This window comes from Comamonas sp. UBA7528 (assembly GCF_002479375.1).
In the GTDB taxonomy this organism is placed as follows: Bacteria; Pseudomonadota; Gammaproteobacteria; order Burkholderiales; family Burkholderiaceae_C; genus Comamonas.
In genome coordinates this window covers 107,714-132,506 of record NZ_DLMU01000014.1, presented here as the reverse complement: position 1 = coordinate 132,506, position 24,793 = coordinate 107,714, and the positions used below count along the sequence as shown (strand labels likewise).

Genomic DNA, 24,793 nt, shown 5'->3' with positions numbered 1-24,793 from the left:
TAGCTTAAAAAGCAAAGCTGTTTTGCAGCAAACAGCATATGGGTGCAAGCCATCTGCAAGCTCCGGGCCGCTACACATCGGCATGATCCGCATACACCACACACAACAGCGGACAGCTCGGGAGACACAGCCTTGACCACCCCCATTCCCCCACCTTTGCGCATTGCCGTACTGGGCACCGGCTTGATGGGCGCCCCCATGGCCCGCCGCCTGTGTGAGGCCGGCCACCAGGTGCAGGTCTGGAACCGCACCCGTGCCAAGGCCGAGGCACTGCAGGCCTTTGGCGCCACGGTGCACGACACGCCCCGCGCCGCAGCGGCGCACAGCGACATCGTGATCAGCCTGCTGGAAAACGGCACGGTGGTGGGCGAGGTGCTGTTCGGCATGGGCGGCGAAGGCGCCGTGCACGGCATGCACGAGGGCAGCCTGTTCATCGACATGGCCTCCATCCAGCCACGCGAGGCACGCGACCATGCGTCGCGCCTGGCCGAACGCGGTCTGCGCCACCTGGATGCCCCGGTCTCCGGCGGCACCGTGGGCGCCGACAACGGCTCCCTGGCCATCATGGCCGGCGGCAGGGCCGAAGACTTTGCGGCCGCCCTGCCCGTATTCGCCGCCCTGGGCCGCGCCACCCATGTCGGCCCGCACGGCACCGGGCAGCTCACCAAGCTGGCCAACCAGATGATTGTGGGCATCACCATCGGCGCGGTGGCCGAAGCCCTGCTGCTGTGCGCCAAAGGCGGTGCCGACATGGCCAAGGTACGTGAAGCCATCTCCGGCGGATTCGCCGACAGCCGCATCCTGCAGTTGCACGGCCAGCGCATGGTGGAACGCGACTTTGCCCCGCACGGCAAGATGAGCGTGCAGCTCAAGGACCTGCGCAACGCCCTGGCCACGGCGGGCGAGATCGGCTTCGATGCCCCGATCACCGAACTCTTTGCCAAGCTCTACGCCGACGGCGTGGAGCACGGCCTGGGCGGGCTGGACCACAGCGGCCTGTTCGTGGAGCTGGCCAGCCGCAACGCGCTGCAGTGAAGTTTTTGCGTTTTTTTGCACCGGCTGGCTGCGCACTCAAAAAAAGTGGAGCATAATAGAGGGCTCAGGTTGCAACGCAATCGGAGAAAAGTGGGCTCTTAGCTCAGCTGGTAGAGCAGCGGACTCTTAATCCGTTGGTCGAGTGTTCGAATCACTCAGGGCCCACCACTTTTTCAGTCGGTCTGAAATTTTTTTCAGATTGGCGACTTTCGGTTTACCCCGAAAGGGCTCTTAGCTCAGCTGGTAGAGCAGCGGACTCTTAATCCGTTGGTCGAGTGTTCGAATCACTCAGGGCCCACCAATTTTTTCAGTCGATCTGAAATTGTTTTCAGATTGGCAGCTTTCGGTTCACACCGAAAGGGCTCTTAGCTCAGCTGGTAGAGCAGCGGACTCTTAATCCGTTGGTCGAGTGTTCGAATCACTCAGGGCCCACCATCTCCAAAGCCTGCCTTGGCTCCCAAGGCAGGCTTTTTTCATTCTTCTATTGCTGCTTTTGCACAGATAGAAACAATCATCCACGTCACACGATGTAAATACTGGTGCTTTTTTCAGCATGCGGGCTAAGCTCGAACGCGTCCATCTCGCCCTTTTTCGGAATGACGATGTTGCGTTGCAAGACAAAAAACCTGCCTTGGACTTCCCCGTTTTCCCCGCGCCACATGCTGACGCTTGCCCTGCTGGCGGCTGGCATGCTGCCTTCACAGCCCGCACTGTGGGCCCAGGAGCGCCCCACCGTGGTCAGCAGCCCCGGCACCACGCTGGCCGAGCTGCCCGGCCGCCAGATTGATCTGAGCTTTGCCCGCATGGGCGCCACCGGCGGCATCAACCTGCGCGGCACCGAGGGCCAAACCACGCTGGACTTCAGCCTGCGGGGCGACGAGGTGGTCGAAAGCGCCGACCTGCGCCTGGACTACACCTTCTCTCCCGCACTGCTGGCCGACCTGTCCCACCTCAAGGTCTACCTCAACGACGAGCTGGTCCAGACCCTGGTCCTGCCCAAGGAAAACCTGGGCAAGCCGCAGCACATCCGCATCCCCATCGATCCGCGCTTTTTTGCGGACTACAACAAGCTGCGCCTGCAGTTCATTGGCCACTACACCATGGAATGCGAGCTGCCCTCGCACTCCAGCCTGTGGGCCAATCTCAGCGACGAAAGCCGCCTGACGCTGCAGCTGCGCCAGCTGCAGCTGCCCAACGACCTGGCCCACCTGCCCCTGCCCTTCTTTGACCAACGCGACAACCGCAAGCTGCAGACCCAGTTTGTCTATGCCGCCGGCGCAGAGGCCACCGCCCTCAAGGCGGCCGGCATTGTCGCGGCCTGGCTGGGCAAGCAGGCCGGCTACCGGGGAACCTCGTTCACGGCACAGATCGACCAGTTGCCGGCCGGCCACGGTATTGTGTTCGCCACCAATGCCCAGCGACCGTCGGCATTGCGCCACCTGCCGGCGGTCGACGTGCCAACGCTGCAGCTGGTGGACCACCCGAGCGTGCCTTCGGCCAAGCTGCTGCTGGTGCTGGGCAAGGACAGCGCCCAGCTGGAAACCGCCGCGCAGGCGCTGGCCGTCGGCCGTGCCGCCTTCAGCGGCGATACCGTGACGGTCAAGACGCTGGAGCTGCCCGCCCTGCGCAAGCCCTACGATGCCCCGAACTGGATCGCCACCGACCGGCCGGTGCGCATTGCCGAGCTGGCCCGCGATCCCGGGCAGCTGCAGCTGCGCGGCTATGCGCTCAACGATGCGGTGAATCTGAGCCTGCAGCTGCCGCCCGATCTGTTCACCTGGAATGGCAGCACCATCCCGGTGGACCTGCGCTACCGCTACACCCCCAACCAGGTCTCGCAACACGGGATGGTGAGCGTGCTGTTCAACGAACAGTTTGTGCACTCCTGGCCGCTGGAGCGGGCCACCAGCAAGAATTCCCCCTCTGCCATCCTCAGCCAGGTGAGCGGATGGTCCGGCGATGCCCTGGTGCAGCGCCACTTCCAGCTGCCCGCAGAACTGCTGCGCAACCAGAACAGCTTCCACGTCGGTGTGCAAATTCCCGCACCGGACATGGGCCGCTGCACCTCCATCACCCAGCAGGAAATGCGTGCGGCCATCGACCCCGACTCGACGCTCAACGTCTCGAAGCTGCACCACTACATCGCCATGCCCGATCTGCAGGCCTTTGCGCGCGGGGGCTTCCCGTTCAGCAAGTTCGCCGACCTGCAGGAAACGGCGGTACTGATCCCGGACCAGCCTACGCCGGAAGCCATTTCCACCTACCTGACGGCCATTGGACAGCTGTCGGCCGCCACCGGCTACCCCGGCACCCGCTTCACGCTGCTGCCTTACAGCCAGGCCGACAAGGCCGGGGACCGCGATCTGCTGCTGGTCGCCGATGGCGCCGCCAACCCCTTGCTCGACCACTGGCACAAGGCCCTGCCCGCCTTGGTGGAAGCCGGCGCGCAGTCGCTGCGCCCGACCGAGCGGGTGCTGGACACCATTGCCGACCTGATGCGCCTGGACACCAACACCTGGCGCCCCCAGCATGGCGGAGAGGCCACGCTGCGGGGTTCGGGCCCCTTGGCAGCCGTCGCGGGATTTGAATCACCGCTGCAAAGCGGCCGCAGCGTGGTCGCCCTGATGGCCAACCAGCCCCAGGCCCTGGAGCTGGTGCGCGACGGTCTGAGCGCGGTGGACACGCTGCAGCGCATGCGCGGCGATCTGACCCTGCTGCGCGGCAGCGCGGCGGAAAGCTTCCGGGTGCAGGATGTCTACTACGTGGGCCAGTTGCCGTGGTGGACCGCGCTGTGGTACCGGCTGCACGCGCATCCGGTCCTGCTGGCCGTGCTGGGCATCGTGACCGGCCTGCTGTTCACCTTCATGGTCTACGCCAGCCTGCGCCTGCTGGCCCGCCGCCGGCTGGAACAAGCGGATGCATAAGCCCTCCCACTGCCTGTTGCACCGCCGGCACTGGCTGCAATGGGTAGGAGCCAGTGCCGCACTGTCCGCCGTGCCCGGGAGCCAGGCCGCCAGCTCTACGGCCGTGGAGGCCAGTTGGCCCCGCTTTGCGCAGCAGTTCATGCAGGCCGATGGACGGGTGGTCTCGGACGACGGCAAGCTGTCGCGTACCTATTCCGAAGGCCAGAGCTATGCGCTGTTCTTTGCCCTGGTGGCCAACGACCGCCGCCGCTTCGACACCCTGCTGCACTGGACCCGCGACAACCTCAGCCAGGGCGATCTGGGCCAGCATCTGCCGGCCTGGCTGTGGGGCCGGCAGGACGACGGATCCTGGGGCGTGATCGACAGCAATTCCGCATCCGATGCCGACCTGTGGATTGCCTACACCCTGCTGCAGGCCGGGCGCCTGTGGCGCTACCGGCCCTATACCGCCCAGGGCCGCACGCTGGCAGCGCTGATCTGGCAGAAGGAAGTGGCCCAGCTGCCCGGGCTGGGCCCCTGCCTGCTGCCGGGCGTGCAAGGGTTTGTGCAGCAGCCGGGCCAACGCTGGCGGCTCAACCCCAGCTACCTGCCGCTGCAGGTCCTGCAGGCGCTGGCCCTGGAGATGCAGGATGCAGGCTGGCAGCAACTGGCCGATGCTTCGCTGGACCTGCTGGTGCGCAGCGCCCCCGCGGGCATCTCACCGGACTGGACGTTGTACGACAGCCAGCAGGGCTTTCTGACCGACGACACCGACGCAGAGGCCCAAGGCCGTGGCGGCTACAACGCCATCCGCACCTACCTGTGGGCCGGCATGCTGCATCCGCAGGCACCGGGGCGCGCACAGTTGCTGCGGACCCTGGCACCGATGGCGGCCATTGTCGAACGTGACCAGGCCCCGCCCGAATACATCCACCCGCGCACGCTGGAAATCAGCGGCCCCGGCCCTTCCGGCTTCAGCGCCGCCATGCTGCCCTTTCTGCAGGCCCAGGGTGCCAGCCGCGCGCTCGATGCCCAGCGCCAGCGGCTGCTGACACAGCCGCTGCGGCCCACGGCCTATTACGAACAATGCCTGGCACTGTTCGGCCAGGGCTGGATGCGCAAGGACTATGCATTCACCCCCCAGGGACAGTTGCAACTGCCTTGGTACAAGGCTTAGGGGCGCCATGCAACGCCGCCCCACCTCACCCTGGCACTGGGCTGCTGCCATCGGCGTCTGGGCCTGCGCCGCCATCCCCGCCGCACCCGGGCAGACCCGTTCCGCAGGCGATCTGACGGCCGAAGCGGAAATCATCCGCAGCGCGCAGCTGTGGATCAGCAAGCACCGCACCGACCTCGCCCGCCAGCACATCGAAAAGCTGCTGCTGGTGCACCCCGAGTCCGCCTGGGGCCATGCCACCCTGGGCGATATTGCGCTGCGCGAAGGCAAGGCCGCCGAAGCCCGGGCCCAGCTGGAACTGCTGCGCCGGCAATTCCCCCAGCACCCAGCCACCAAGGAGCTGAGCCTGCTGTCGCGTCTGATGGGTCCGGACAGCCAGAAGCTGGCCACCATGCGGCTGATGGCCCAGGCGGGCCGCCTGCAGGAGGCCGCCACGCTGGCACGCTCGCTGTTCCCGGAGGGGCCTCCCACCTCAGGCTCGATGGCGCTGGAGTACTACCAGATCATCAGCAGTGTCGCACCGGCAGGCGACACCGCACTGGACCGCGCACTGCAGCAGCAATACACCCAGACCGGCGATGTGCGCTACCGCATCCTGGCCCTGCAGCGCCAGCTGCGGCACGGCTCGACCACGCCGGCCCTGCTCAATGAAATGGCCCGCTTGGCGGACCAGCCCGGCACCGACGAACAGGCCGTGCGCAGCCTGTGGAGCTGGGCCATCGACAAACTGCCCTGGAACGCCACCCCCGCCGCAGCCCAGGCCTATCTGCAGCGCTATCCGCAAGACACGGCCATGCAGCAGCATCTGGCCAAGGCCCACGCCGCCCTCAGCGGCGGCAGCGGCAGCACAGGCAGCACCGGTGGCCCAGGCAGCACAGGAAGCCCTGCCAGCCCAGGTGGTGCAGTCAGGGCAGACGCCAACTCCGCACCGCCGCCGCCTTCCCCCACCCAGCAGGCACTGCGCACGGCCGACCGCGCGCTGGACGGCAAGGATTTGCCGGCCGCTGACGCCGCGTACCGCCGCGCCTTGCAACTGTCGCCGCGCAATGCCGAAGCGCTGGGCGGGCTGGGCATCATCGCCATGCGGCAAAGCCAGCATGCCGAGGCCGCCGAATTCTTTGCCCAGGCCCTGGCCGTCGAACCCGTGGCCAAATGGCGCGGGCTGCGTGACACCGCCCGCTTCTGGGCGCTGCTGGCCCGCGGCAATGACGCACTGGATGCCGGTGACACCGCCACCGCCGCGCAGATGGCCGAGCAGGCCCTGGCACTCCAGCCCACCAACCCCGAGGCGCTGGGCCTCCAGGCCAACACCCTTCAAGCCCGCGGCCAGCCCCAGCAGGCCGAACAGGCTTGGCTGGCGCTGCGGCAAGCTCACCCGGACCATATGCCTGCGGTACGTGCCCTGGTAGGCATGTACCTGGAACAAAACCGCAGCCGCGATGCCGAGCAATTGCTGGCCCAGCTGCCCCCCGCCACGGCAGCCGAGGCGGCCGGCCTGCGCGCCGATCTGCTGCAGGCACAGGCCGAAGCCGCCCTGGCCCAGAACCAGCCCGTGCAGGCCATGGAGCTGCTGGAAACCGCCTTGCCACTGGCGCCCGACAATGCCTGGCTGCGCCACCGGCTGGCACGCACCTATCTGCAGCAGAAACAGCCCGCCTTGGCCAACGCCGTGATGGCCGATGGCGTGGCCCTCGCCCCCACGGACCCCGACATGCGCCAGGCCCGCGCCCTGATCTGGCTGGCCCAGGACCAACCGGGTGCAGCCCTGAAAGACATGCAGGCCATTGCGCCGGCGCAGCGTTCGCCTTCGCAGACCTTGTTGCTGCAGGAAGCCCGGCGGCAGGTGCTGATCGCACAGGCCCTGGCCCACGCCGATGCCGGGCAGCGCCAGGCACTGCTGGCCCAGGCGGAAAACCTGATCGACCAGGACCCCGGTGCCATACGCCAGGTGGCCAATGCCTGGTTCGACATCGGCCAGCCCGAACAGGCCGTGGCCCTGTGGGAGCGCCAGCGCACCCACCTGCCCGCCACGCCGGCGCTGCACCTGGCCTACGCCCAGGCACTGGACCGCGCCCGTGCCGACACCCGCCTGACCGCCATCCTGCCCGGCCTGCTGGACCGCAGCGATTGGCCCCCCGAAGACAATGCCAGCCTGCTGGACCTGCAGTCCGGCCTGGAAGAGCGCCGCATTGCCGACCTGCACAGCCAGGGCAGGATCACCGCCGCCAGAGCGCTGGCGCGCGACGTGCCGCTGCGCGAAGGCCCGGGCATCACCCCGGCGCACACCGCTGCCGCCCGTGCGCGCCTGCACATGGCCGCCCAGGACAGCGCCGCCGCCCTGCCGTTGCTGCAGCAGGCGGTGGCGGCTGATCCGCACAACTTTGATCTGCAGGTGGACACGGGCAATGCCTGGGTCCTGGCCGGCGACCGTCGCCAGGCCTTGCCCCACGCCGAAGCCGCACAGGCCATGGCCCCCCAGCAAGCCGCCTGGCGCAAGCTGGCGCTGGTACGGTTGTGGCAGCGCATGGGCCGCATGGACGAAGCCCAGGCCGTGCTGGACACCGTGGCCCGCGACCCGCAGGCCGACCGCACCGAGCTGCTGCTGCATGGGGCCCGCCTGCAGCGGGCACAGCGCCATTACGCCCAGGCCTCCGAGCTGTTCGGCCAGGCGCTGGACGGCATGGCGTCCGCCTCGGCCGCAGAACGCCTGAATGTGGAAACGCAGCGCCAGCAGATCGAATCCCGCAAGCAGGCCTGGGTGGAAAGCGGGCTGACACGGCTGCACAAGTCCGGCACCGACGGCATCTCCACCCTCAATGGCTGGGAATGGGCCAATGTGGCCTGGATCCCCCGGGGCTACGAAGGGCCCCAGTTCGTGCATGTGGACCGGGTGAGCCTGAACGCCGGCCGCCTCGCCAATTTCGACCCGGCCTTCTTCAACAGCGGCGACATCGACGACCTGCCCGACGTGGCCCGTTTCGGCCAGTTGGGGGCCTCGGCCGTGCGTGCCCAGGACAGCCTGCAGGGCGGTGATTTTCTGCAGCGCTATGCCCAGAGTGGCTGGCGCACCCAGTCCGCGCGCGGCTACAACATCGGCACCGGGCATGATGGCGATGATTTCGGCTGGGACCTGGGCCTGACGGGCATCGGCATGCCGGTGACGAATGTGGTGGGGGGGCTGCGCTGGAGCCAGCCCACCGCCACCGACACCAGCTGGACCCTGCGCCTGGAACGCCGCCCGGTCACGGGCAGCCTGCTGTCTTATGCCGGCGCACGCGATCCGGTGACCGGCCAGACCTGGGGCGGCGTGGTACTCAACACCGCCAGCGCCCGGATTGCGGGCGAAACGGACACCGGCTGGGACCTGTCGGCACAGGCCAGCTGGGGCCTGTACACCGGCAAGAACGTGGCCAGCAACCAGCGCATGCAGGTACGCACCACGGCGGGAACGGACGTCTGGCGCACCCCGTTCCAGCGCGTGTACGCCGGCGCCACCCTGACCGCCACTGCCCACACCCGCGACCTGTCCGAATACTCCTGGGGCCATGGCGGCTACTACAGCCCCAAGCGCAGCCTGTCCCTGGCGTTCCCGGTGGAATGGAGCGGCCGCGAAGGGGCCTGGACCTGGCGCGTCAAGGCCTCGGTCAGCCTGTCGCAGACTGCATCCAACACCTCGCCCCTGTACCCGCGCGCTGTCCAGATCCCGCCCGCATGGCAGGCCCTGACCTCCGATCTGGGCTACCGCAGCGCTGGCGGCTCCGGCACCGGCTGGTCGTTCGCGGCCACGCTGGAGCGACAGGTCACGCCCAATCTGGCCCTGGGTGGACACCTGTCGCTGGACCGATCGGATTACTACGCGCCCACCAATGTGATGCTGTATGCACGCTACTACTTCGACCCCGTGCGCACGCCCCTGGTCAACTACCCGCGGCCGGTGACACCGTATTCACAGTTCTGAGCCATGCCTGCATCCGCCCCTTCTTCCAGCAACACCCTGTCGGCACGCATCGGCCGTCTGCTGACCTGGCGGCGCCTGCCCGGCGGCCCGCGTGCGCCGGCGGCCAAGCGCCCGCCCGCCACGCTGGCCGTGGAGGGCCTGCCCGAGCGCATCGCCGCCCTGCCCACCCGGATGAACACGGCCATCACCGGCCCGGACGATGCCCATTTCCACCGCTGGCAGCAGCAGCTGCTGCGCTCCCTGCTGGCCAGCGCGCGGGGCGTGTTTGTGGTGGCCGACACACCCCAGGCCATGGACCGGCTGCTGGCCCCCCCTGATCTGCAGGAGGCCTTGCAGCAGGGACGCATCCAGCCCTGGATACTGCCGCTGGAGGCGCAGGCCCACATCGCCCAACGCCGGCTGGCCGAGCTGCTGTCCGAGCTGCACACCGCCGGGCTGCGGCCACACCATGCACTGCTGTGCACCAATGCGACGGGTTTGCTGCAGCGCACCCGCCTGGTCCACCTGGAACGCATGAGCGGCCAATGGGTGCATTGGGCCCGCCAGCGCCACCGGGCATCGGTCTGGTGCTTCACCGTGGAAGTGGGCCAGCCCCATATCCGCTCCATCATCAGCGCACTGGCCCGCAGCTTTCTGTATGCCGCGCACCTGGAAGTACACGCCACCGAACCCGGCTTGGTGCTGGAACGCTGGGACAGCCCGCAGGGCGCGCTGTTCAACACACGCTACGGGCTCGAGCCCGCGCCCGACGGCTTGTTGCGTGCCAATGGCAGCATCGTGCGCGGCTCGACCGCACGCCTGGCACAGGCACCGGATGCCGAGGTGGTCTATGCCACGCAGGCCTGTCTGAACGAGCTGCGTGCGCTCCCACAGCACTGGAATGCCGTGGACAACTGGCAGGCGGCGGAAAGCGCCGTGCAGTCTGCGATCGGTGCCACGGTGCTGCTGGATGCGGGCGCGCCCGAACAGTTTGAAGCCCTGGCGACCCTGGTCCACCGCTTGCGCAGCACGCACCCGCCGACCTTGAAAATTGCCGTGCGTGAAACCAGTGCCAAACTGCGCTCCCACCACGAGCGGGCCTTGCTGCAGCTGGGCGCCAACGAAGTGTTCTACGCCGAAATGCGCATGGCACGCGTCGTGCGCCAGGTACAGAAAATGCGCGACCAGGTCTATATGAGCGACCTGCAGCAGGACTGGAAGACCATCCTGGCCGATTTTCTGCCGGTACCTGAGCAAGGCTACCAGCCGCCTTCCCGCTTCATCGCGCTGGTGCGCGACATGCTCGAACGCGCACAGCGCCAGGATCTGAACCATGCCATGGTCCAGTTTCATCTGCTGCCGCATGTCTCGCACAGCATGGCCCTCAAGGCCTATTGCGGTACCCGCTCCGGCGATCTGCTGACCGCCGACGCGCACAGCCTGTGGCTGTTCCTCTATACCTGCCGCGAGGTGGACGTGGACCCCACCATCGAACGGCTGTTTTACACACCGTCGACCAACCTGTTCAGCAGCCAGACCACCCACATCCAGTTGCCCGGCATCGCACAGCAGCTGAGGCTGCTGATGGAAGAGAACGAACAGCACCCCTTGCCGGATTACAGCCAGATGCGCGGTGCGGAGCCCGCAGCTGCGCGCGAGCGTGCAACCGCGGGCTCCGCTGCAACCGCCATCGTGCCCCCGGTCACCGCCCAGCCTTTGCCGGCGGTAGCGGCATCTCCGGCGCCCGCACCCGCTGCCGCCCTCACCTGGCAGGCCCACCCGCTGGGCAGGCGGCCCGCTACGCAGGAGGGAGCACCATGAGCATCTGGGTTTTCCTGCTGTGGATGGCCTTGGGGATCGCACTGGCGGTCTTTCTGGCCCGGCACCTCCCCCTGCGCCGGCCGACGCGCGCCCGGCTCAAGCTCCGGCACAAGCGCTTGCGCTACCTGCAACCCTATGCGCCCACGCTGCCCCCGGCTCCGGCCGCTTCCGAGAAAGGGCCTGCATGCGACTGATTGCACTGACGGCGGCTGCCGGTGGCGCGGGCTGCACCACGGTCACAGCCCATGCGGCGCTGATGCTGCAGACCATGGGCCGTGCCTGCCTGGCGCTGGAGCTGCATCCCCGCAACCAGCTGGGTGTGCACTTGGGACTGCCCTACCCCGGACACAGCGGCTGGGCGGCACCTGCAGCGCAAGGCCGGTGGTGGGGCGATTGCGCCGTCGCTGCGGCCAATGGTCTGCTGCTCATGCCTTATGGACCCCACAGCATGGCGCAGCAACTGCAGCTGTCACAGCAGTGGCTGGACAACCCCCAATGGCTGCACACCCAGTTGCAGGCCCTGGCGCTGCCGGAGGACACCCTGGTCATCGCCGACGTGGGGCCGCCCACTTCGGCGCTGGCCTGGCAGGCGCTGGCCATCGCAGATGCGGTGCTGTGCTGCACGACACCGGCGCTGGACAGCGTCCATGCCCTGACACCGTTGCATGCAGCCCTGCCCACGGCGGCCGGACCTGACCGGTTCCGCATCCTGACCTGCCGTGTCGATGCCCGTCGCCCCAGTCACCAGCGCGGCATCGCCCTGCTGCACGCGCACTGGAAGGAACATCTGCTGGACGATGTGGTCCATGAAGACGAGGCCATACCGCAAAGCTGGAGCCAGGACAGCCCGGTACAGCTGTACGCGCCCCACGCACTGTCCTCCCACGACCTGCAAGGGGTGGCGCACAGCCTGCACCTGTGGCTGGCCTCCCCATCGGTGGCGCCCGCATGAGCCGGGGACAGCACACCCTGGCGTGGCTGGCCAACCAGCTGCGCGTCGACCGGCCGGCCCAGCTGGGGTCCTGGGTGTGGCGTCTGTTTGTCTATCGCTCCGCCGCCACGGCCTGGCAACCGGTCACGGCAGAAGAAGCGCCCGACCCTTTGCAATGGCTGGCAATGCATCTGGGTGTTCCCCGCCACGCCAGCCCCTGGCAGTGGCTGCTGCGTCTGGTCATCCGCCCCGGCCCGGCCCCGGGCACCCTGACCCCGGCCATGCGCGCCATCATCTGGGTGCTGCACACCACCGGCTGGCTGTTGCACCGGATCCTGGCGACGGTCTGGCATCTGCTGGCCTGGCCCATGAACCAGCTGCTGCGGCTGCTGGGTGCCCTGGGTAGGCGGGTGGACCGGTGGCAACTGGGCCCGCAGGCCGAACAGCTGGTCGCTCCGGTGCTGCAACGCAAAGGTATGCCGCAGATCGTGCTGGCCCTGGGCGGCGTCATCATCCTGCTGGTCATCACCACTCCCATGAATGGCTACGGCCAGTTCATCTTTCTGGTTCTGGCATGGATGCTGTCCATCGTGCTGCGCCAGATCCAGGGGCGATTTGCCGCGCTGGCCCTGGCCACCATCAGCCTGGTCGCCATGGGCCGCTATGCCTGGTGGCGGCTGAGCCACACCCTGACCTTCGATACCTGGCTGGAGGCCTTGCTGGGCTATGGCCTGCTGGCGGCCGAGGCCTACACCTGGCTGGTCGTCGTGCTGGGCTTCATCCAGACCGCCTGGCCCTTGCACCGCCGGCCCGCCCCGCTGGTGGGCGAGCCGGATGCCTGGCCGACGGTGGACGTCTTCATCCCCTCCTACAACGAACCGCTGGAAGTCGTGCGTCCCACCGTGCTGGCCGCGCTGGCCCTGGACTGGCCGGCCGACAAGCTGCGCATCTACATCCTGGACGACGGCAAGCGCGAGGAAGTACGCAGCTTTGCCGAAGAGTTCGGCGTCGACTACATTACCCGCCCCGACAACCGCCATGCCAAGGCCGGCAACCTCAACCACGCGCTCGCCATGACGCACGGAGAACTGGTGGCCATCTTCGACTGCGACCACATCCCGGTGAACAGCTTTTTGCGCACCGCCGTGGGCTGGTTCCAGCGCGACCCGCAGTGCGCCATGCTGCAGACGCCGCACCATTTTTTCTCGCCTGACCCATTTGAGCGCAACCTCGGCACCTTCCGCCGCGTTCCCAACGAAGGGGCACTGTTCTATGGCTTGATCCAGGATGGCAACGACTTCTGGAACGCCACGTTCTTCTGCGGCTCCTGCGCCGTGCTGCGGCGTGGCCCGCTGATGGAGGTGGGGGGCATTGCCGTGGAAACCGTGACCGAAGACGCCCACACCGCCCTCAAGCTGCACCGTCGCGGCTACCGCACGGCCTATATCCGCGACATCCAGGCCGCCGGCCTGGCCACAGAAAGCCTGTCCGCCCACATCGGCCAGCGCATCCGCTGGGCACGCGGCATGGCGCAGATCTTCCGGGTGGACAACCCCTTCCTCGGCAAGGGCCTGGATCTCTGGCAGCGCATCTGCTATGGCAACGCCATGCTGCACTTCTTCTTCGGGCTGCCGCGGCTGGTCTTTCTGACCGCCCCCATGGCCTACCTGTTCTTCGGGCTGCACATCATCTCCACTTCGTCGATGCTGCTGCTGCTCTATCTGATCCCTTACGTCGTGCAGGCCACCATCGCCAACGCCCACATCCAGGGCCCGTACCGTCACACGTTCTGGGCCGAGGTGTACGAGACCGTGCTGGCCTGGTACATCACCCTGCCCACGACCGTGGCGCTGCTCGCGCCCAAGCTGGGCAAGTTCAATGTCACCGCCAAGGGCGGTCTGGTGGAAGAGGCCTATTTCGACAGCCACATCTCGCGCCCCTATGTGCTGCTGGTGCTGCTGAACCTGTCCGCCCTGCTGTTCGGGCTGTGGCACCTGTTCTTTTCCGAGCAGCGCGATACCGTGGCCCTGCTGCTGAACCTGGTGTGGACGCTCTACAGCGTCTTCATGCTGGGCGCGGCCATGGGGGTGGCCGGCGAAACCCGGCAGGTGCGACGCATGCACCGTGTGGCCACCGAGCTGCAGACCGTGCTGTACCTGCCCTCCGGCCACACCCTGCCCGCGCAGTGCCATGACTTCTCGCTCAGCGGACTGGGACTGCGGCTGGCATCTGGCCAGGCCATCAGCGCGGGCATGCACATCGACGTGGGCCTGTGGTCCCAGGGACAGGAACACACCTTCCCGGCCCAGGTCACCTCGCACAACAGCGAGGGCCTCCTGGGCCTGCAATTTGGGGAAATGACGCACCAGCAGCAGATCGCGCTGGTGCAATGCACCTTCGCCCGTGCCGAAGCCTGGAAAGGCTGGAGCAACAGCTATGAAGCCAACAACAGTGCCCACACGCTGCGCGACATGCTGCAGATGAGCGGCAAGGGTTACCGCGTGCTACTGGCGTACCTGTTTGGCCAGTTGCGCGGCCTGTGGAAGGCGCCCGCTCCGGTGCCCACTGCGTCGCCTGCGCCTGCGCACACGCCGCTGAACTACGCCAGCTACCAGGCGGCACAGGTGCATGCGCCATGAAGAACTGCGTGCTGTCCCCCTCCCCCCCTTCCAACCGTCGCCCTGTTGCCGGCAGCCTGGGCTGCGGCGGGTGTTTCGCTGCCGCGCCGCAAGCGCGTACAGCGCAGGTATTGCCATGAGCTTCTGGGCGTTTTACTTCCTGGCCAAGACGGTCCTGCATTTCACCGGCCACCTGCACATGCAGTGGCTTCCCAACCTGTTGCTGGCCATCTGGGTGTTCTGGCCCGTGCGCAAGCTGCACTGGCTGCGTCTGCGCACGGTGGCAGGAGCTCTCTGTGCCCTGCTGCTGCTGCACGCCGAAAGCGGCCTTCCCGGCTTGGCGCGAGCCTTCTCGCAGGCCCACCTGCTTGCCGGCTTCAGCACCCGCTACATGCTGGAGCTGATCGGCCGACTGGTCAGCTGGCAACTGCTGCTGGGGCTGGCTGCCGCCCTGGTGGTGTACGTCATCCTGTCCGCACGCATCCGTTTTGCCACATTTGCCATTCTGGGCATTCTCGGCGTGGGCCTGCACACGGCCTGGCAAACCGCCCAGCAGCCACGCAACGGCATGGCGGCAGCGGCCGCATCGGTGCCCACCGCTCCGGGAGGCAGCACCGACAGCACCACGTTGACACCCGATAGCATGCTGACCGCTTTTTTCGACCGGGAGCAGCAACGCAAGGTGATACTGCAGCAGCCCGCCAGCGCATTCGATGTGGTGGTGCTGCATGTCTGCTCGCTGGCCTGGGACGACATGACCCATGTGGGACTGGCCGAGCACCCCTTCATGACCCAGGCGCAGATGGTGTTCAGCCAGTTCAACAGCGCTTCCAGCTACAGCGGCCCGGCGTCGCTGCGCCTGCTGCACGGCATGTGCGGCCAGGCCACGCACGAAGGGCTGTACCAGGGCCTGGACAACAGCTGCTATGTCTTCCCGGCCCTGGAAGGCGTGGGCTACCAGGCCCAGGGCCTGCTGAACCACGACGGCGTCTATGACAACTTCGCCAAGGAACTGGAAGAACGCGGCGGCCTGCGGGGCAAGCTGCAGTCCAACCAAGGGGCCCCGGCCGCCTACCGCAGCTTCGACAACAGCACGATCTACAGCGACTATGGCACCCTCCACCAGTGGCTGGAGAAGCGCAAGACCACGGACAGCAAGGCCCCGGTGGCGCTGTACTACAACTCCATCACCCTGCACGACGGTGTGCATGCCCCGGACGCCAGCGCCAGCACCAGCATGGCCACCTACAAACCCCGGCTGCAGCGAGTGCTGGACGACTTTGCCCGCTTCACCCAGGAACTCACGGCCAGCGGTCGCCCCACGGTGCTGATCATGCTGCCCGAACACGGTGCCAACCTGCGCGGCGACAGCATGCAGATCCCCGGCATGCGCGAAATCCCCACGCCGCGCATCACCCTGGTCCCCACCCTGGTGTACCTGCTCAACACGCCCACCCCTGCCGGCCCCCAGGTGCGCGTGGACAAGCCGGTGAGCTATGTGGACCTGTTCACCCTGCTCAACGGCATGTTCCTGAACTCCCCCTTCCAGGCCGGAGCCCCGGCGCTGGAAGCGCGCAGCCAGGCCATGGCCGGCACCGATTTCGTGACCGACAACGAAACCGTCACCATGCTGCGCATGCCCGACCAGCGCTACTGGATGCGCTCCAAAGGCACCACCACATGGGTGCCCTACCAGCCCTGAGCTGCGCTACCGCCGGGTGCCGCATGCCGTGGCATGCAGCGCGCCGCCCGGGTGCAGGGCTGTCGCCGTCCGGGCTGCCGGCAGTGGCCATTGCTGGCACACTGCAGGACTGTTCTCCCCTGTGACACTCCCCATGCACCCCCATGCCGATACCCTGTGGCGTGGTCCGCGCTGGACCCTTGCCGTGCTGCTGGCCGTGCTGGGCATGCTCGGGCCCTTTGCCATCGACACCTACCTGCCCGCGTTCTCGGGCATCGCGCGGGCACTAGATGCCACGCCGCTGCAGATGCAGCAAACGCTGTCGGCCTATCTGTTCGGCTTTGCCTTCATGAACCTGTTCCACGGAGCGCTGGCCGACAGCTTTGGCCGCCGTCCGGTGATTCTGGGCGGTCTGGCCGTGTTCACGCTGGCGTCGGCCGGCTGCGCGCTGTCGCGGGACATCGGCCAGCTGGTGTTCTTCCGCGCGCTGCAAGGCCTGTCCACCGGCGCAGGGGTGGTGGTCTCGCGCGCTATCGTGCGCGACATCTTCCCGCCCACCGAGGCCCAGCGGGTGATGAGCCAGATCACCATCTTCTTCGGCGTGGCCCCGGCGATCGCCCCCATCATGGGCGGCTGGCTGTTCGTGCACCTGGGCTGGGCCAGCATCTTCTGGCTGCTGACGGGCATCGGCGTGGTGCTGCTGGCCGTCAACTGGCGGCAACTGCCCGAGTCGCTGCATGCCAGCCAGCGCCAGCCCTTTGATGTACGCCACCTGATGCGCGGCTATGGCGAGCTCTGCACCGATCCGCGCTTCCTGCTGCTGGCCCTGGCCAGCGGCGTGCCGTTCAACGGCTTTTTCCTCTACGTGCTGTCGGCCCCTGCGTTTCTGGGCGACCACCTTGGCCTGGGCCCCACGCAGTTCTTCTGGCTGTTCCTGCTGACCATTGCCGGCATCATGGGCGGTGCCTGGGTCAGCGGCCGGCTCGCCGGGCGCATTGCGCCCAAACGACAGATCCGTCACGGCCTGCTGATCATGACCGTGGTCTCCATCGCCAATGTGGTGGCCAATCTGCTGCTGCCGGCCCATGTCGGCTGGGCACTGCTGCCAGTGGGCATCTACGCGTTCGGCTGGTCGCTGATGGTGCCGGTGGTCACGCTGCTGGTACTGGACCTGTACCCGCTGCGCCGGGGACTGGCGTCCTCGCTGCAGGCCGTGGTGGGCTCGACCGCCAACGGCCTGGTGGCCGGCGTGCTGGCTCCGCTGGTCATGCATTCCACCGCAGCACTGGCCCTGGCTTCGGCCGCGCTGATGGCCATCGGCCTGCTGTCGTGGATCTATCTGCACCACCGCTGGCCGGAGATCGGCCGCACGGCCGCGTGAAACGCCCGTCCTAGTCGAACGCCAGCTCGCCCACCATGGGCTGGCCAGCTTCCAGCACCAGGCCGGCCCCCTGCAGCACGATGGCATTCATGCCAAAGGTGATGGCGCCGTCCATGCGCGCATCGGCACGGTAGGCCGCCAGCGCGGTGCTCACGTCCAGGCTGCTTGCGGCAGTGGCGGGGTCGATGTCCGGAATCGGGCAGCGCGTGCAGGGCTTGACCGGGCGCAGCGTGACCACCCCGCCCGTGGTGCGGATGTGCAGCTGGGCCAGATGGTCTTCCTCATGGGCCTCCAGGCCGTCCAGCACCAGGTTGGCACGAAAGCGCAGCAGGTCCACGTGCGGACCACCGGCAGACTGCACACGTTCGGCCAGCTCGGTGCCTGCCGCCGTGGTGGTCACCAGCAGCGGATAACCATCGGCAAAAAAGGTGCTGGCGGCCACCTCGCCCGTCCATTTGGGGCTGCACGGTCGCTGGCGGCTGCGGTCGAAGCGCACCAGACGGCAGTCCGTTCCCAGAAAGTCGCTCAGCCACCGGGCCACAGCATCGCCCTGGTCGTGGCCGGCCACGCGGTCGTCCCACACCTCCACCTGCCGCAGGGCGGTATCGGCCGGCGGCTGCACCACATGGCGCGGCTGTCCCGGAGCCTGCAGCGCCAGCACGGGACCGCCATCCAGCAGCTCGGGCTGGATCAGCACCATGCGCGGGTGGCTGCGCTGGGTCAGGAACACGCCCTGTGGGTCGACCACCATCCATTCCCGGTCCTGGGCCAGTCCGGTAGCGTCCAACCGCACCGAGGGCACTTGCACCCCGGCGCAGGATTTGACCGGGTACACCCACAGCTGGCCGATGCGGCCCTGCACATCGGCCGAAGTCTCCACCGCATCCCATGATGCTGCTGCCATTTTTTCGTCTCCTTCTGATCTGACCCCGGTCTGCCCGGTCCCGCGGGTGATTGGAACATGGCAGCACGCCAGCGGGGGCCGGCGCCGCCCTCCTACAATGCAGGCCATGGCGCAATCCTTTGACGTATGTATCCGTGGGGCCGGCATTGTGGGCCGCACCCTGGCCCTGTTGCTGGCGCGCGAGCGGCTGCGTGTCGCCCTGGTTGCCACCCCGCCAGCCCCTGACGCAGCGCGCGATGTGCGTGCCTATGCGCTCAACACCAATTCCAGGCAGCTCCTTGCATCGCTGCGGGTCTGGCCCGATCCCGTCCACGCCACCGCTCTGCGCCACATGGAAGTGTTCGGCGATGAAGGCGGCAGCGTGCATTTCGATGCTGGTGCCCAGTCGGTCGATGCCCTGGGCTGGATCGTCGATGTGCCGGCACTGGAAAACCGCCTGGTCGAAGCCGTGCGCTACCAACCGCTGGTCGAAGTGGTCGACCGCCCGGTGGACGCCCCGCTGACCGCCATCTGCGAAGGCCGTGCCAGCAGCACGCGCAGCGAATTCGGCGTGGAATTCGACGTCACCCCCTACCCACAGCACGCCCTGGCCACGCGCCTGGTCTGCGAAAAGCCCCATGGCCAGGTGGCCCGCCAGTGGTTCAGCGCCGACGGCATCCTGGCCTTGCTGCCGCTGGACGGACCCGAAGGCCACACCGTGGCCGTGGTCTGGTCCACCGCACCCGAAGCCGCCCAGCAATGGAAAGACGCGGCGCCCACCGATTTCACCACCCGGCTGCAGGAGCTGAGCCAGCACGCCCTGGGCACGCTGGAACTGCAAGGCCCGCGCCTGACCTGGCCGCTGCAGCAGGCCGTGGCCCGCCGTTGGAGCGGTGTGCAGCCCGGCAACCCGGCCGCCAGTTGGGTGCTGGCCGGCGACGCCGCCCACAATGTGCACCCGCTGGCGGGCCAGGGCCTGAATCTGGGCCTGGCCGATGTGCAGGCCCTGGCGCGCATCCTGCAGGAGCGCGACGCCTGGCGCAGCACCGGCGACAGCAAGCTGCTGCGCCGCTACGAGCGCGAACGCAAGGCCGGCCTGGCCCCGATGGGACTGGCCATGGACGGGCTGCAGCAACTGTTCAGCCGGCCCGAAGCGCCGCTGCAGGCGCTGCGCAACTGGGGCATGCAGGCGTTCGAGCGCAGCGGCCCGCTCAAGGACTGGATGGCCCGCCAGGCCATGGGCCTGTGACCCTGGAGGGCGCCTCCCGGCGCTGACCGGGGAACCTTTGCCGCCCAGGTCACCCCAACCCTTTGTTTTTGCCTCTTATTGCACGGTTGTATCCATGAAGCTGATTCCCTCTGCCCTGCTTGTCGCCGCCGCCCTCACGCTGGGCCTGGGCGCCCATGCCCAGGACGCCAATCTGAAAAAGACCCTGGCCGAGCGCATTCCGCAGCTGGACAAGATCGACGAGATCCGCCCCACGCCCATGCAGGGCCTGTACGAGGTGCGCATCGGTACCGACCTGTTCTACACCGACGCCAAGGGCAACTACCTGATCCAGGGCGAGCTGATCGACACCAAGGCCCGCCGCAATCTGACCGAAGACCGCATCACCAAGCTGACCGAGGTGCAGTTCAAGGACCTGCCCCTGCAGGATGCCTTCACCGTCGTGCGGGGCAAGGGCGAGCGCAAGCTGGCCGTGTTCGAAGACCCGAACTGCGGCTACTGCAAGCGTTTCGAGCGCGACATGCAGAAGGTGGACAACGTCACCATCTACATGTTCCTCTACCCCATCCTGAGCCCGGACTCGGCCGAGAAGTCGCGCAACATCTGGTGCTCCAAGGACAAGGTCACCGCCTGGCACGACATGATGCTGCGCGACAAGGCCCCGGCCGCCGCCAGCTGCGATGTGACGGCACTGCAGCGCAACCTGGCCCTGGGCAAGAAACACAAGATCACCGGCACCCCCACGCTGATCTTTGAAGACAACAGCCGCGTGCCCGGAGCCATCCCGGCTGCCGAGGTGGAAAAACGCCTCGCCGCCGCCAAACGCTAAGCCCCCGGGGCCTGCCGCCGTGCAGGCCCTGTCCTTTTTTGCGGCGTGGCCGCCAGGCACGCCGCCCTCTATTGCCGATGCCGCCATGTCCCCATCCGTCTCCCCAAACACCTCTCCATCGGCACCCAAGCTGCCGACAGCGGCACCGCACGCCCTGTCCACCCAAGCCCTGGAGCCACCCCATGCACCGCTGCAGTACCGGGTGGAAGCCCTGGACCTGCACGCCCACCTGTTTGCCGTGCGCCTGCGCATTACCGCACCCCAGGCCAGCCAGCAACTGTCGCTGCCGGTGTGGATTCCGGGCAGCTATCTGGTGCGCGAATTCGCCAAGAACCTGCAAGGGCTGAAAGCGACCCAGGGCCGCAAGGCCATCGCCGTGCAGCAGCTGGACAAGCACCGCTGGCAGCTCGACTGCAAGGCTGGCCAGCCGGTGGAGCTGCACTGGCAGGTCTGTGCCTATGACACCTCGGTGCGCACCGCCTGGCTGGACAGCCGGCGCGGCTTTTTCAACGGCACCAGCCTGCTGCTGCGCGTGCATGGCCAGGAACGCACCCCGCATGCGCTGGAAATCGCCCGCTCTGCCGCCACCCCGGCCGACTGGCAACTGGCCACGGGCCTGACGCCCCACGCGGTGGATGCCCAGGGCTTTGGCCACTATCTGGCGGCCGACTATGACGAGCTGGTGGACTGCCCCGTGGAACTGGGTGCGTTCTGGCAGGGCCGCTTTACCGCCTGTGGCGTGCCCCACCGCTTTGTGGTGGCAGGCGCCCCGGCCAGCTTTGACGGCGACAAGCTGCTGCGCGACACCCAGACCATCTGCGAAGAGGAAATCCGTTTCTGGCACGGCAAGGGCAAGAAGCCGCCGCACCGCAGCTACGTGTTCATGCTCAACGCCACCGACGACAACTACGGCGGGCTGGAACACCGCAACTCCACCGCGCTGATCTGCGGCCGGCGCGACCTGCCGCGCAGCGCCAGCGCCCTGGGCGAAGGCGGCAAGCAGCCTGAAGGCTACACCACGCTGCTGGGCCTGATCAGCCACGAGTACTTCCACACCTGGAACGTCAAGCGCCTGCGCCCGGCCGAATTTGCCCGCTACGACTACAACGCCGAGAACTACACCCAGCTGCTGTGGTTCTTCGAAGGCTTCACCAGCTACTACGACGACCTGCTGCTGCGCCGTGCCGGGCTGATCGACAACGCACAGTACCTGGCCCTGCTGACCAAGACCATCAACCAGGTGCATCAAACGCCCGGTCGCCAGGTTCAGAGCGTGGCCCAGTCCAGCTGGGACGCCTGGGTCAAGTACTACCGCCAGGACGAGAACACCGCCAACGCCACCGTCAGCTACTACACCAAGGGATCCCTGGTGGCCCTGTGCCTGGACCTGGCACTGCGCCGCGAAGGCCCGGTCACGCTGGACCAGGTGATGCGCGGCCTGTGGGCCCGTTGCCACGGCGGTCCGATGGCCGAGGCCGATGTACTGGCCGTGCTGCATGAGCTGACGGGCCGCAGCTGGGAACCCGAAATCGCCCAATGGGTGCACGGCACCGGCGAGCTGCCGCTGGCCGAACTGCTGGCCGCCCACGGCGTGGTGCTGCAAGCCGACCGCCCGGCCCTGGCCCAGCAACTGGGCCTGCGCGTGCAGGACAAGCACAGCGTGCTGATCAAGACCGTGCTGCGCGGCGGCCTGGCCGAGCAGGCAGGCCTGATGGCCGGTGACGAATGGCTGGGCGTGGAACGCGCAGGCGGCGATGGCTGGCGCCTGAGCAAGCTGCAGGACCTGCCGCTCTACACCCGCCCGGGCGAGGTGGTGACGGCCCTGGTCGCCCGCGACCACCAGCTGCTGCGACTGTCGCTGCAATTGCCGGCCGCGGCCAAGGCTGCCGCCAGACCGGCGCTCAAACGCGCGGGCAAATCGCCAGCAGCGCCCGACACGGAAACGCCTGCCAACGTCAAGCTGGGCATGCAGGATGCCGCCGTGGCCGCAAAATGGCTGGCGGCACAGTGAAACGGCGGGCCTGCCAGCGCCGCTGCTTCAGGGTCTGGCCGTAGGTGACAGTACGGACGGGCGGCTTGGGTATAGTTTCTTCATCCGCCCGCCCTACCAACATACCTACGGAGATAGCCCCTTGGCCTACGAAACCATCGAAGTCCGCGTCGAAGCGGACAAAGTCGGCGTCATCACCCTGAACCGCCCCAAGCAGCTCAATGCCTTGAACGACCAGCTGATGAACGAGCTGGGCGAGGCGCTGAAGGCCTTCGAGGCGGACGAAAAGATCGGCTGCATGATCATCACCGGCAGCGAGAAAGCCTTTGCGGCAGGCGCCGACATCAGCGCCATGGCCAAGTACAGCTTTGCCGATGCCTACCGCGGTGACTTCATCACCCGCAACTGGGAAACCATCCGCAGCATCCGCAAGCCCGTGATCGCCGCCGTCAGCGGCTTTGCCCTGGGCGGCGGCTGCGAACTGGCGATGATGTGCGACTTCATCATCGCCGCGGACAACGCCAAGTTCGGCCAACCCGAAATCAAGCTGGGCGTGATCCCCGGCGCCGGTGGTACGCAGCGCCTGCCGCGCGCCATCAGCAAGAGCAAGGCCATGGACATGTGCCTGACCGCCCGCATGATGGACGCCGCCGAGGCCGAGCGCAGCGGTCTGGTCAGCCGCGTGGTGCCGCTGGACAAGCTGATGGAAGAGACGCTGGCCGCTGCCATCACCATCAGCGGCTTCTCGCAGATCACGGTGATGGCCGCCAAGGAAGCCGTGAACCGCGCCTATGAAGGCCAGCTCTCCGACGGCCTGATGTTCGAGCGCCGCCTGTTCCATTCCCTGTTTGCCACCCAGGACCAGAAGGAAGGCATGGACGCTTTCCTGAACAAGCGTCCGGCGAACTTTACCAACCAATAAAAGCTGGTATATAATTTCTTTCTGTCGGTCGTATAGCTCAGTTGGTTAGAGCGCAGCATTCATAATGCTGATGTCGTAGGTTCAAGTCCCACTACGACCACCAGAATCTCTGAAACCCGCAATGCGCAAGCCTTGCGGGTTTTTCTTTGCCCGGGCATGTCCCATGCTCTGGCGAAAAACCTCCGGGCAAGGAGGTTGCGATGCAGCCCGGGCTGCTCCGCAAGTTCGGCGGCGACCGAACACAAAAAATTGCCCACTTTCGTGCGGGGCCTCCTTTTTTCCCCCTAGAATCGCGCCCTGTCGGTCGTATAGCTCAGTTGGTTAGAGCGCAGCATTCATAATGCTGATGTCGTAGGTTCAAGTCCCACTACGACCACCATGACACCCGAAACCCGCAGTGCGCAAGCCCTGTGGGTTTTTTCTTGCGTGTGCTGCCTACCCGCCCCAGCCAGACACCACCGCCCTCCGGCACGTCGGCATTCCGGCAAGCGCCTCCAGCACCGGCGCAGCGCTTTGGGCACCGTCTACACCGGCTGCCGTTTGTCAGCAATGGACTACAGCCCTGGCTTATGCAGCACCTGCAGACGATCCAGGGAACCGCGCCGGCCTGCATGCCGGCGGTGACGGACTGGATCATCAGACGTTACAAGTCGTGTGACAGGTTTATCTCGGCGGATGGTGTTTGCAATAACCGCCAGCTCGCTCCTCCCACCGCAGCGGCACCCCAAAAAACAATAAATTCTTTCATTTTCAATAGCTTGCGATATTCACCCAGGTGTACAACGGGTCGCCATCTCAGTGATTTCGCAAAGCTACATAAAGAGCGCATCCGCTGGATTGACGTCTTTTTGTAACATTTATCCACGTATCGATGTGCGCTACGAGCCGGTACAGTCTGTCCCTGTCAACGCAATAAGGATGACCGCCTTGTCAGATAAATTCCTACACGCAAGGTAAGGGAACCAGACTCCGCGCACCGACGCACCCTGACTTCAGTTCCCCCATTGGGTTCTTCACAATCCATTCCATCAGATCGACAACAGCGCAAGACCGCAGCGACCTGAAAGACCAATCACTTTTGACTGGACTCCAAAGGAAAGGAACACCCAATGAACAACGACCAACTGCTCGCCGAGATCCGTGAAGCCAATCTCACCTACCTGATGCTGGCGCAAACCCTGATCCGCCAAGACAAGGCAGAAGCCGTGTTCCGTCTGGGCCTCAACGAAGACGCCTGCGACATCCTGGGTGCCCTCTCCGCCGCACAAGTTCTGAAGCTCGCCTCCCGCAACACCTTGCTGTGCAGCTTCCGTGTGGACGACGAGCTGGTCTGGAGCCTGCTGACCAACCACAGCAGCAACAAGATCGGCAACGAAGCCACCAACACGCTGCACGCCAACATCCTGATGGCCAGCCGCGTCTCCGAAGTGCTGTAAGGCACACGCTGATTGCCCCAC

At 66.8% G+C, this 24,793-nt stretch carries 16 protein-coding genes and 5 tRNA genes; 20 read left to right on the top strand and 1 reads right to left on the bottom strand.

What is annotated here, in order from left to right:
• Positions 1-132: 132 nt before the first annotated feature.
• The 13 genes from B3349_RS16315 (at position 133) to B3349_RS16255 (ending at position 17,484) form a co-directional block, all read left to right on the top strand.
• Positions 133-1,035, top strand: a complete 903-nt coding sequence (locus tag B3349_RS16315; protein WP_291590318.1) for an NAD(P)-dependent oxidoreductase — start codon at positions 133-135, stop codon at positions 1,033-1,035.
• 92 nt (positions 1,036-1,127) lie between these two features.
• Positions 1,128-1,203 (top strand) — tRNA-Lys (locus B3349_RS16310).
• A gap of 57 nt (positions 1,204-1,260) precedes the next feature.
• Positions 1,261-1,336: transfer RNA gene (locus B3349_RS16305), tRNA-Lys, on the top strand.
• Positions 1,337-1,394: 58 nt separating this feature from the next.
• Positions 1,395-1,470 (top strand) — tRNA-Lys (locus tag B3349_RS16300).
• 224 nt (positions 1,471-1,694) lie between these two features.
• Positions 1,695-3,959 (top strand): cellulose biosynthesis cyclic di-GMP-binding regulatory protein BcsB, encoded by a 2,265-nt coding sequence (bcsB, locus tag B3349_RS16295; protein ID WP_291590316.1) that lies wholly within the window; start codon positions 1,695-1,697, stop codon positions 3,957-3,959.
• Positions 3,952-5,115, top strand: coding sequence for a cellulose synthase complex periplasmic endoglucanase BcsZ (bcsZ, locus tag B3349_RS16290; protein ID WP_291590315.1), 1,164 nt, complete (start codon positions 3,952-3,954; stop codon positions 5,113-5,115). The genes bcsB and bcsZ overlap by 8 nt, the downstream gene beginning before the upstream one ends.
• Before the next feature lie 7 nt (positions 5,116-5,122).
• Positions 5,123-9,073, top strand: a complete 3,951-nt coding sequence (locus B3349_RS16285) for a cellulose synthase subunit BcsC-related outer membrane protein (RefSeq protein WP_291590314.1) — start codon at positions 5,123-5,125, stop codon at positions 9,071-9,073.
• Positions 9,074-9,076: 3 nt separating this feature from the next.
• On the top strand, positions 9,077-10,873 hold the full coding sequence (locus B3349_RS16280; RefSeq protein ID WP_291590313.1) for a BcsE family c-di-GMP-binding protein: 1,797 nt from the start codon (positions 9,077-9,079) through the stop codon (positions 10,871-10,873).
• The gene (locus B3349_RS16275) at positions 10,870-11,067 is read left to right on the top strand and encodes a hypothetical protein (RefSeq protein WP_291590311.1); all 198 of its coding nucleotides are present in this window, start codon (positions 10,870-10,872) and stop codon (positions 11,065-11,067) included. The genes B3349_RS16280 and B3349_RS16275 overlap by 4 nt, the downstream gene beginning before the upstream one ends.
• Positions 11,058-11,825 (top strand): cellulose synthase operon protein YhjQ/BcsQ, encoded by a 768-nt coding sequence (locus B3349_RS16270; protein WP_291590306.1) that lies wholly within the window; start codon positions 11,058-11,060, stop codon positions 11,823-11,825. The genes B3349_RS16275 and B3349_RS16270 overlap by 10 nt, the downstream gene beginning before the upstream one ends.
• Complete coding sequence (bcsA, locus tag B3349_RS16265; RefSeq protein WP_291590305.1) at positions 11,822-14,443, top strand: UDP-forming cellulose synthase catalytic subunit; 2,622 nt, start codon at positions 11,822-11,824, stop codon at positions 14,441-14,443. The genes B3349_RS16270 and bcsA overlap by 4 nt, the downstream gene beginning before the upstream one ends.
• 115 nt (positions 14,444-14,558) lie before the next feature.
• Positions 14,559-16,124, top strand: a complete 1,566-nt coding sequence (gene bcsG / locus B3349_RS16260) for a cellulose biosynthesis protein BcsG (RefSeq protein WP_291590304.1) — start codon at positions 14,559-14,561, stop codon at positions 16,122-16,124.
• A gap of 133 nt (positions 16,125-16,257) precedes the next feature.
• The gene (locus B3349_RS16255; protein WP_291590880.1) at positions 16,258-17,484 is read left to right on the top strand and encodes a multidrug effflux MFS transporter; all 1,227 of its coding nucleotides are present in this window, start codon (positions 16,258-16,260) and stop codon (positions 17,482-17,484) included.
• A 10-nt stretch (positions 17,485-17,494) separates the two neighbouring features.
• Here the strand turns inward: B3349_RS16255 and B3349_RS16250 are convergent, their stop codons facing one another.
• The gene (locus B3349_RS16250; protein ID WP_291590303.1) at positions 17,495-18,388 is read right to left on the bottom strand and encodes an MOSC domain-containing protein; all 894 of its coding nucleotides are present in this window, start codon (positions 18,386-18,388) and stop codon (positions 17,495-17,497) included.
• A gap of 106 nt (positions 18,389-18,494) precedes the next feature.
• On the opposite strand from B3349_RS16250, the gene B3349_RS16245 reads away from it, so the two are divergent.
• The 7 genes from B3349_RS16245 (at position 18,495) to flhD (ending at position 24,772) form a co-directional block, all read left to right on the top strand.
• Entirely contained in the window at positions 18,495-19,616 is a 1,122-nt protein-coding gene (locus tag B3349_RS16245; protein WP_291590302.1) for an FAD-dependent monooxygenase, read from the top strand.
• Positions 19,617-19,710: 94 nt separating this feature from the next.
• Positions 19,711-20,424 (top strand): DsbC family protein, encoded by a 714-nt coding sequence (locus B3349_RS16240; protein WP_291590301.1) that lies wholly within the window; start codon positions 19,711-19,713, stop codon positions 20,422-20,424.
• A gap of 85 nt (positions 20,425-20,509) precedes the next feature.
• Entirely contained in the window at positions 20,510-22,435 is a 1,926-nt protein-coding gene (locus B3349_RS16235) for a M61 family metallopeptidase (RefSeq protein WP_291590300.1), read from the top strand.
• 121 nt (positions 22,436-22,556) lie between these two features.
• Complete coding sequence (locus tag B3349_RS16230) at positions 22,557-23,336, top strand: enoyl-CoA hydratase (protein WP_291590298.1); 780 nt, start codon at positions 22,557-22,559, stop codon at positions 23,334-23,336.
• 26 nt (positions 23,337-23,362) lie between these two features.
• A tRNA-Met gene (locus tag B3349_RS16225) sits at positions 23,363-23,439 on the top strand.
• Positions 23,440-23,638: 199 nt separating this feature from the next.
• Positions 23,639-23,715 (top strand) — tRNA-Met (locus B3349_RS16220).
• Positions 23,716-24,445: 730 nt separating this feature from the next.
• On the top strand, positions 24,446-24,772 hold the full coding sequence (gene flhD, locus B3349_RS16215; RefSeq protein WP_066537563.1) for a flagellar transcriptional regulator FlhD: 327 nt from the start codon (positions 24,446-24,448) through the stop codon (positions 24,770-24,772).
• Positions 24,773-24,793: the final 21 nt, after the last annotated feature.

Coding starts and splice junctions, on each gene's coding strand:
- bcsZ (WP_291590315.1), top strand. CDS start 3,952: ATGCATAAGCCCTCCCACTGCCTGTTGCACCGCCGGCACTGGCTGCAA.
- bcsG (WP_291590304.1), top strand. CDS start 14,559: ATGAGCTTCTGGGCGTTTTACTTCCTGGCCAAGACGGTCCTGCATTTC.
- B3349_RS16250 (WP_291590303.1), bottom strand. CDS start 18,388: ATGGCAGCAGCATCATGGGATGCGGTGGAGACTTCGGCCGATGTGCAG.
- B3349_RS16275 (WP_291590311.1), top strand. CDS start 10,870: ATGAGCATCTGGGTTTTCCTGCTGTGGATGGCCTTGGGGATCGCACTG.
- B3349_RS16280 (WP_291590313.1), top strand. CDS start 9,077: ATGCCTGCATCCGCCCCTTCTTCCAGCAACACCCTGTCGGCACGCATC.
- bcsA (WP_291590305.1), top strand. CDS start 11,822: ATGAGCCGGGGACAGCACACCCTGGCGTGGCTGGCCAACCAGCTGCGC.
- bcsB (WP_291590316.1), top strand. CDS start 1,695: ATGCTGACGCTTGCCCTGCTGGCGGCTGGCATGCTGCCTTCACAGCCC.
- B3349_RS16285 (WP_291590314.1), top strand. CDS start 5,123: ATGCAACGCCGCCCCACCTCACCCTGGCACTGGGCTGCTGCCATCGGC.
- B3349_RS16245 (WP_291590302.1), top strand. CDS start 18,495: ATGGCGCAATCCTTTGACGTATGTATCCGTGGGGCCGGCATTGTGGGC.
- B3349_RS16240 (WP_291590301.1), top strand. CDS start 19,711: ATGAAGCTGATTCCCTCTGCCCTGCTTGTCGCCGCCGCCCTCACGCTG.
- B3349_RS16255 (WP_291590880.1), top strand. CDS start 16,258: ATGCACCCCCATGCCGATACCCTGTGGCGTGGTCCGCGCTGGACCCTT.
- B3349_RS16270 (WP_291590306.1), top strand. CDS start 11,058: ATGCGACTGATTGCACTGACGGCGGCTGCCGGTGGCGCGGGCTGCACC.
- B3349_RS16235 (WP_291590300.1), top strand. CDS start 20,510: ATGTCCCCATCCGTCTCCCCAAACACCTCTCCATCGGCACCCAAGCTG.
- flhD (WP_066537563.1), top strand. CDS start 24,446: ATGAACAACGACCAACTGCTCGCCGAGATCCGTGAAGCCAATCTCACC.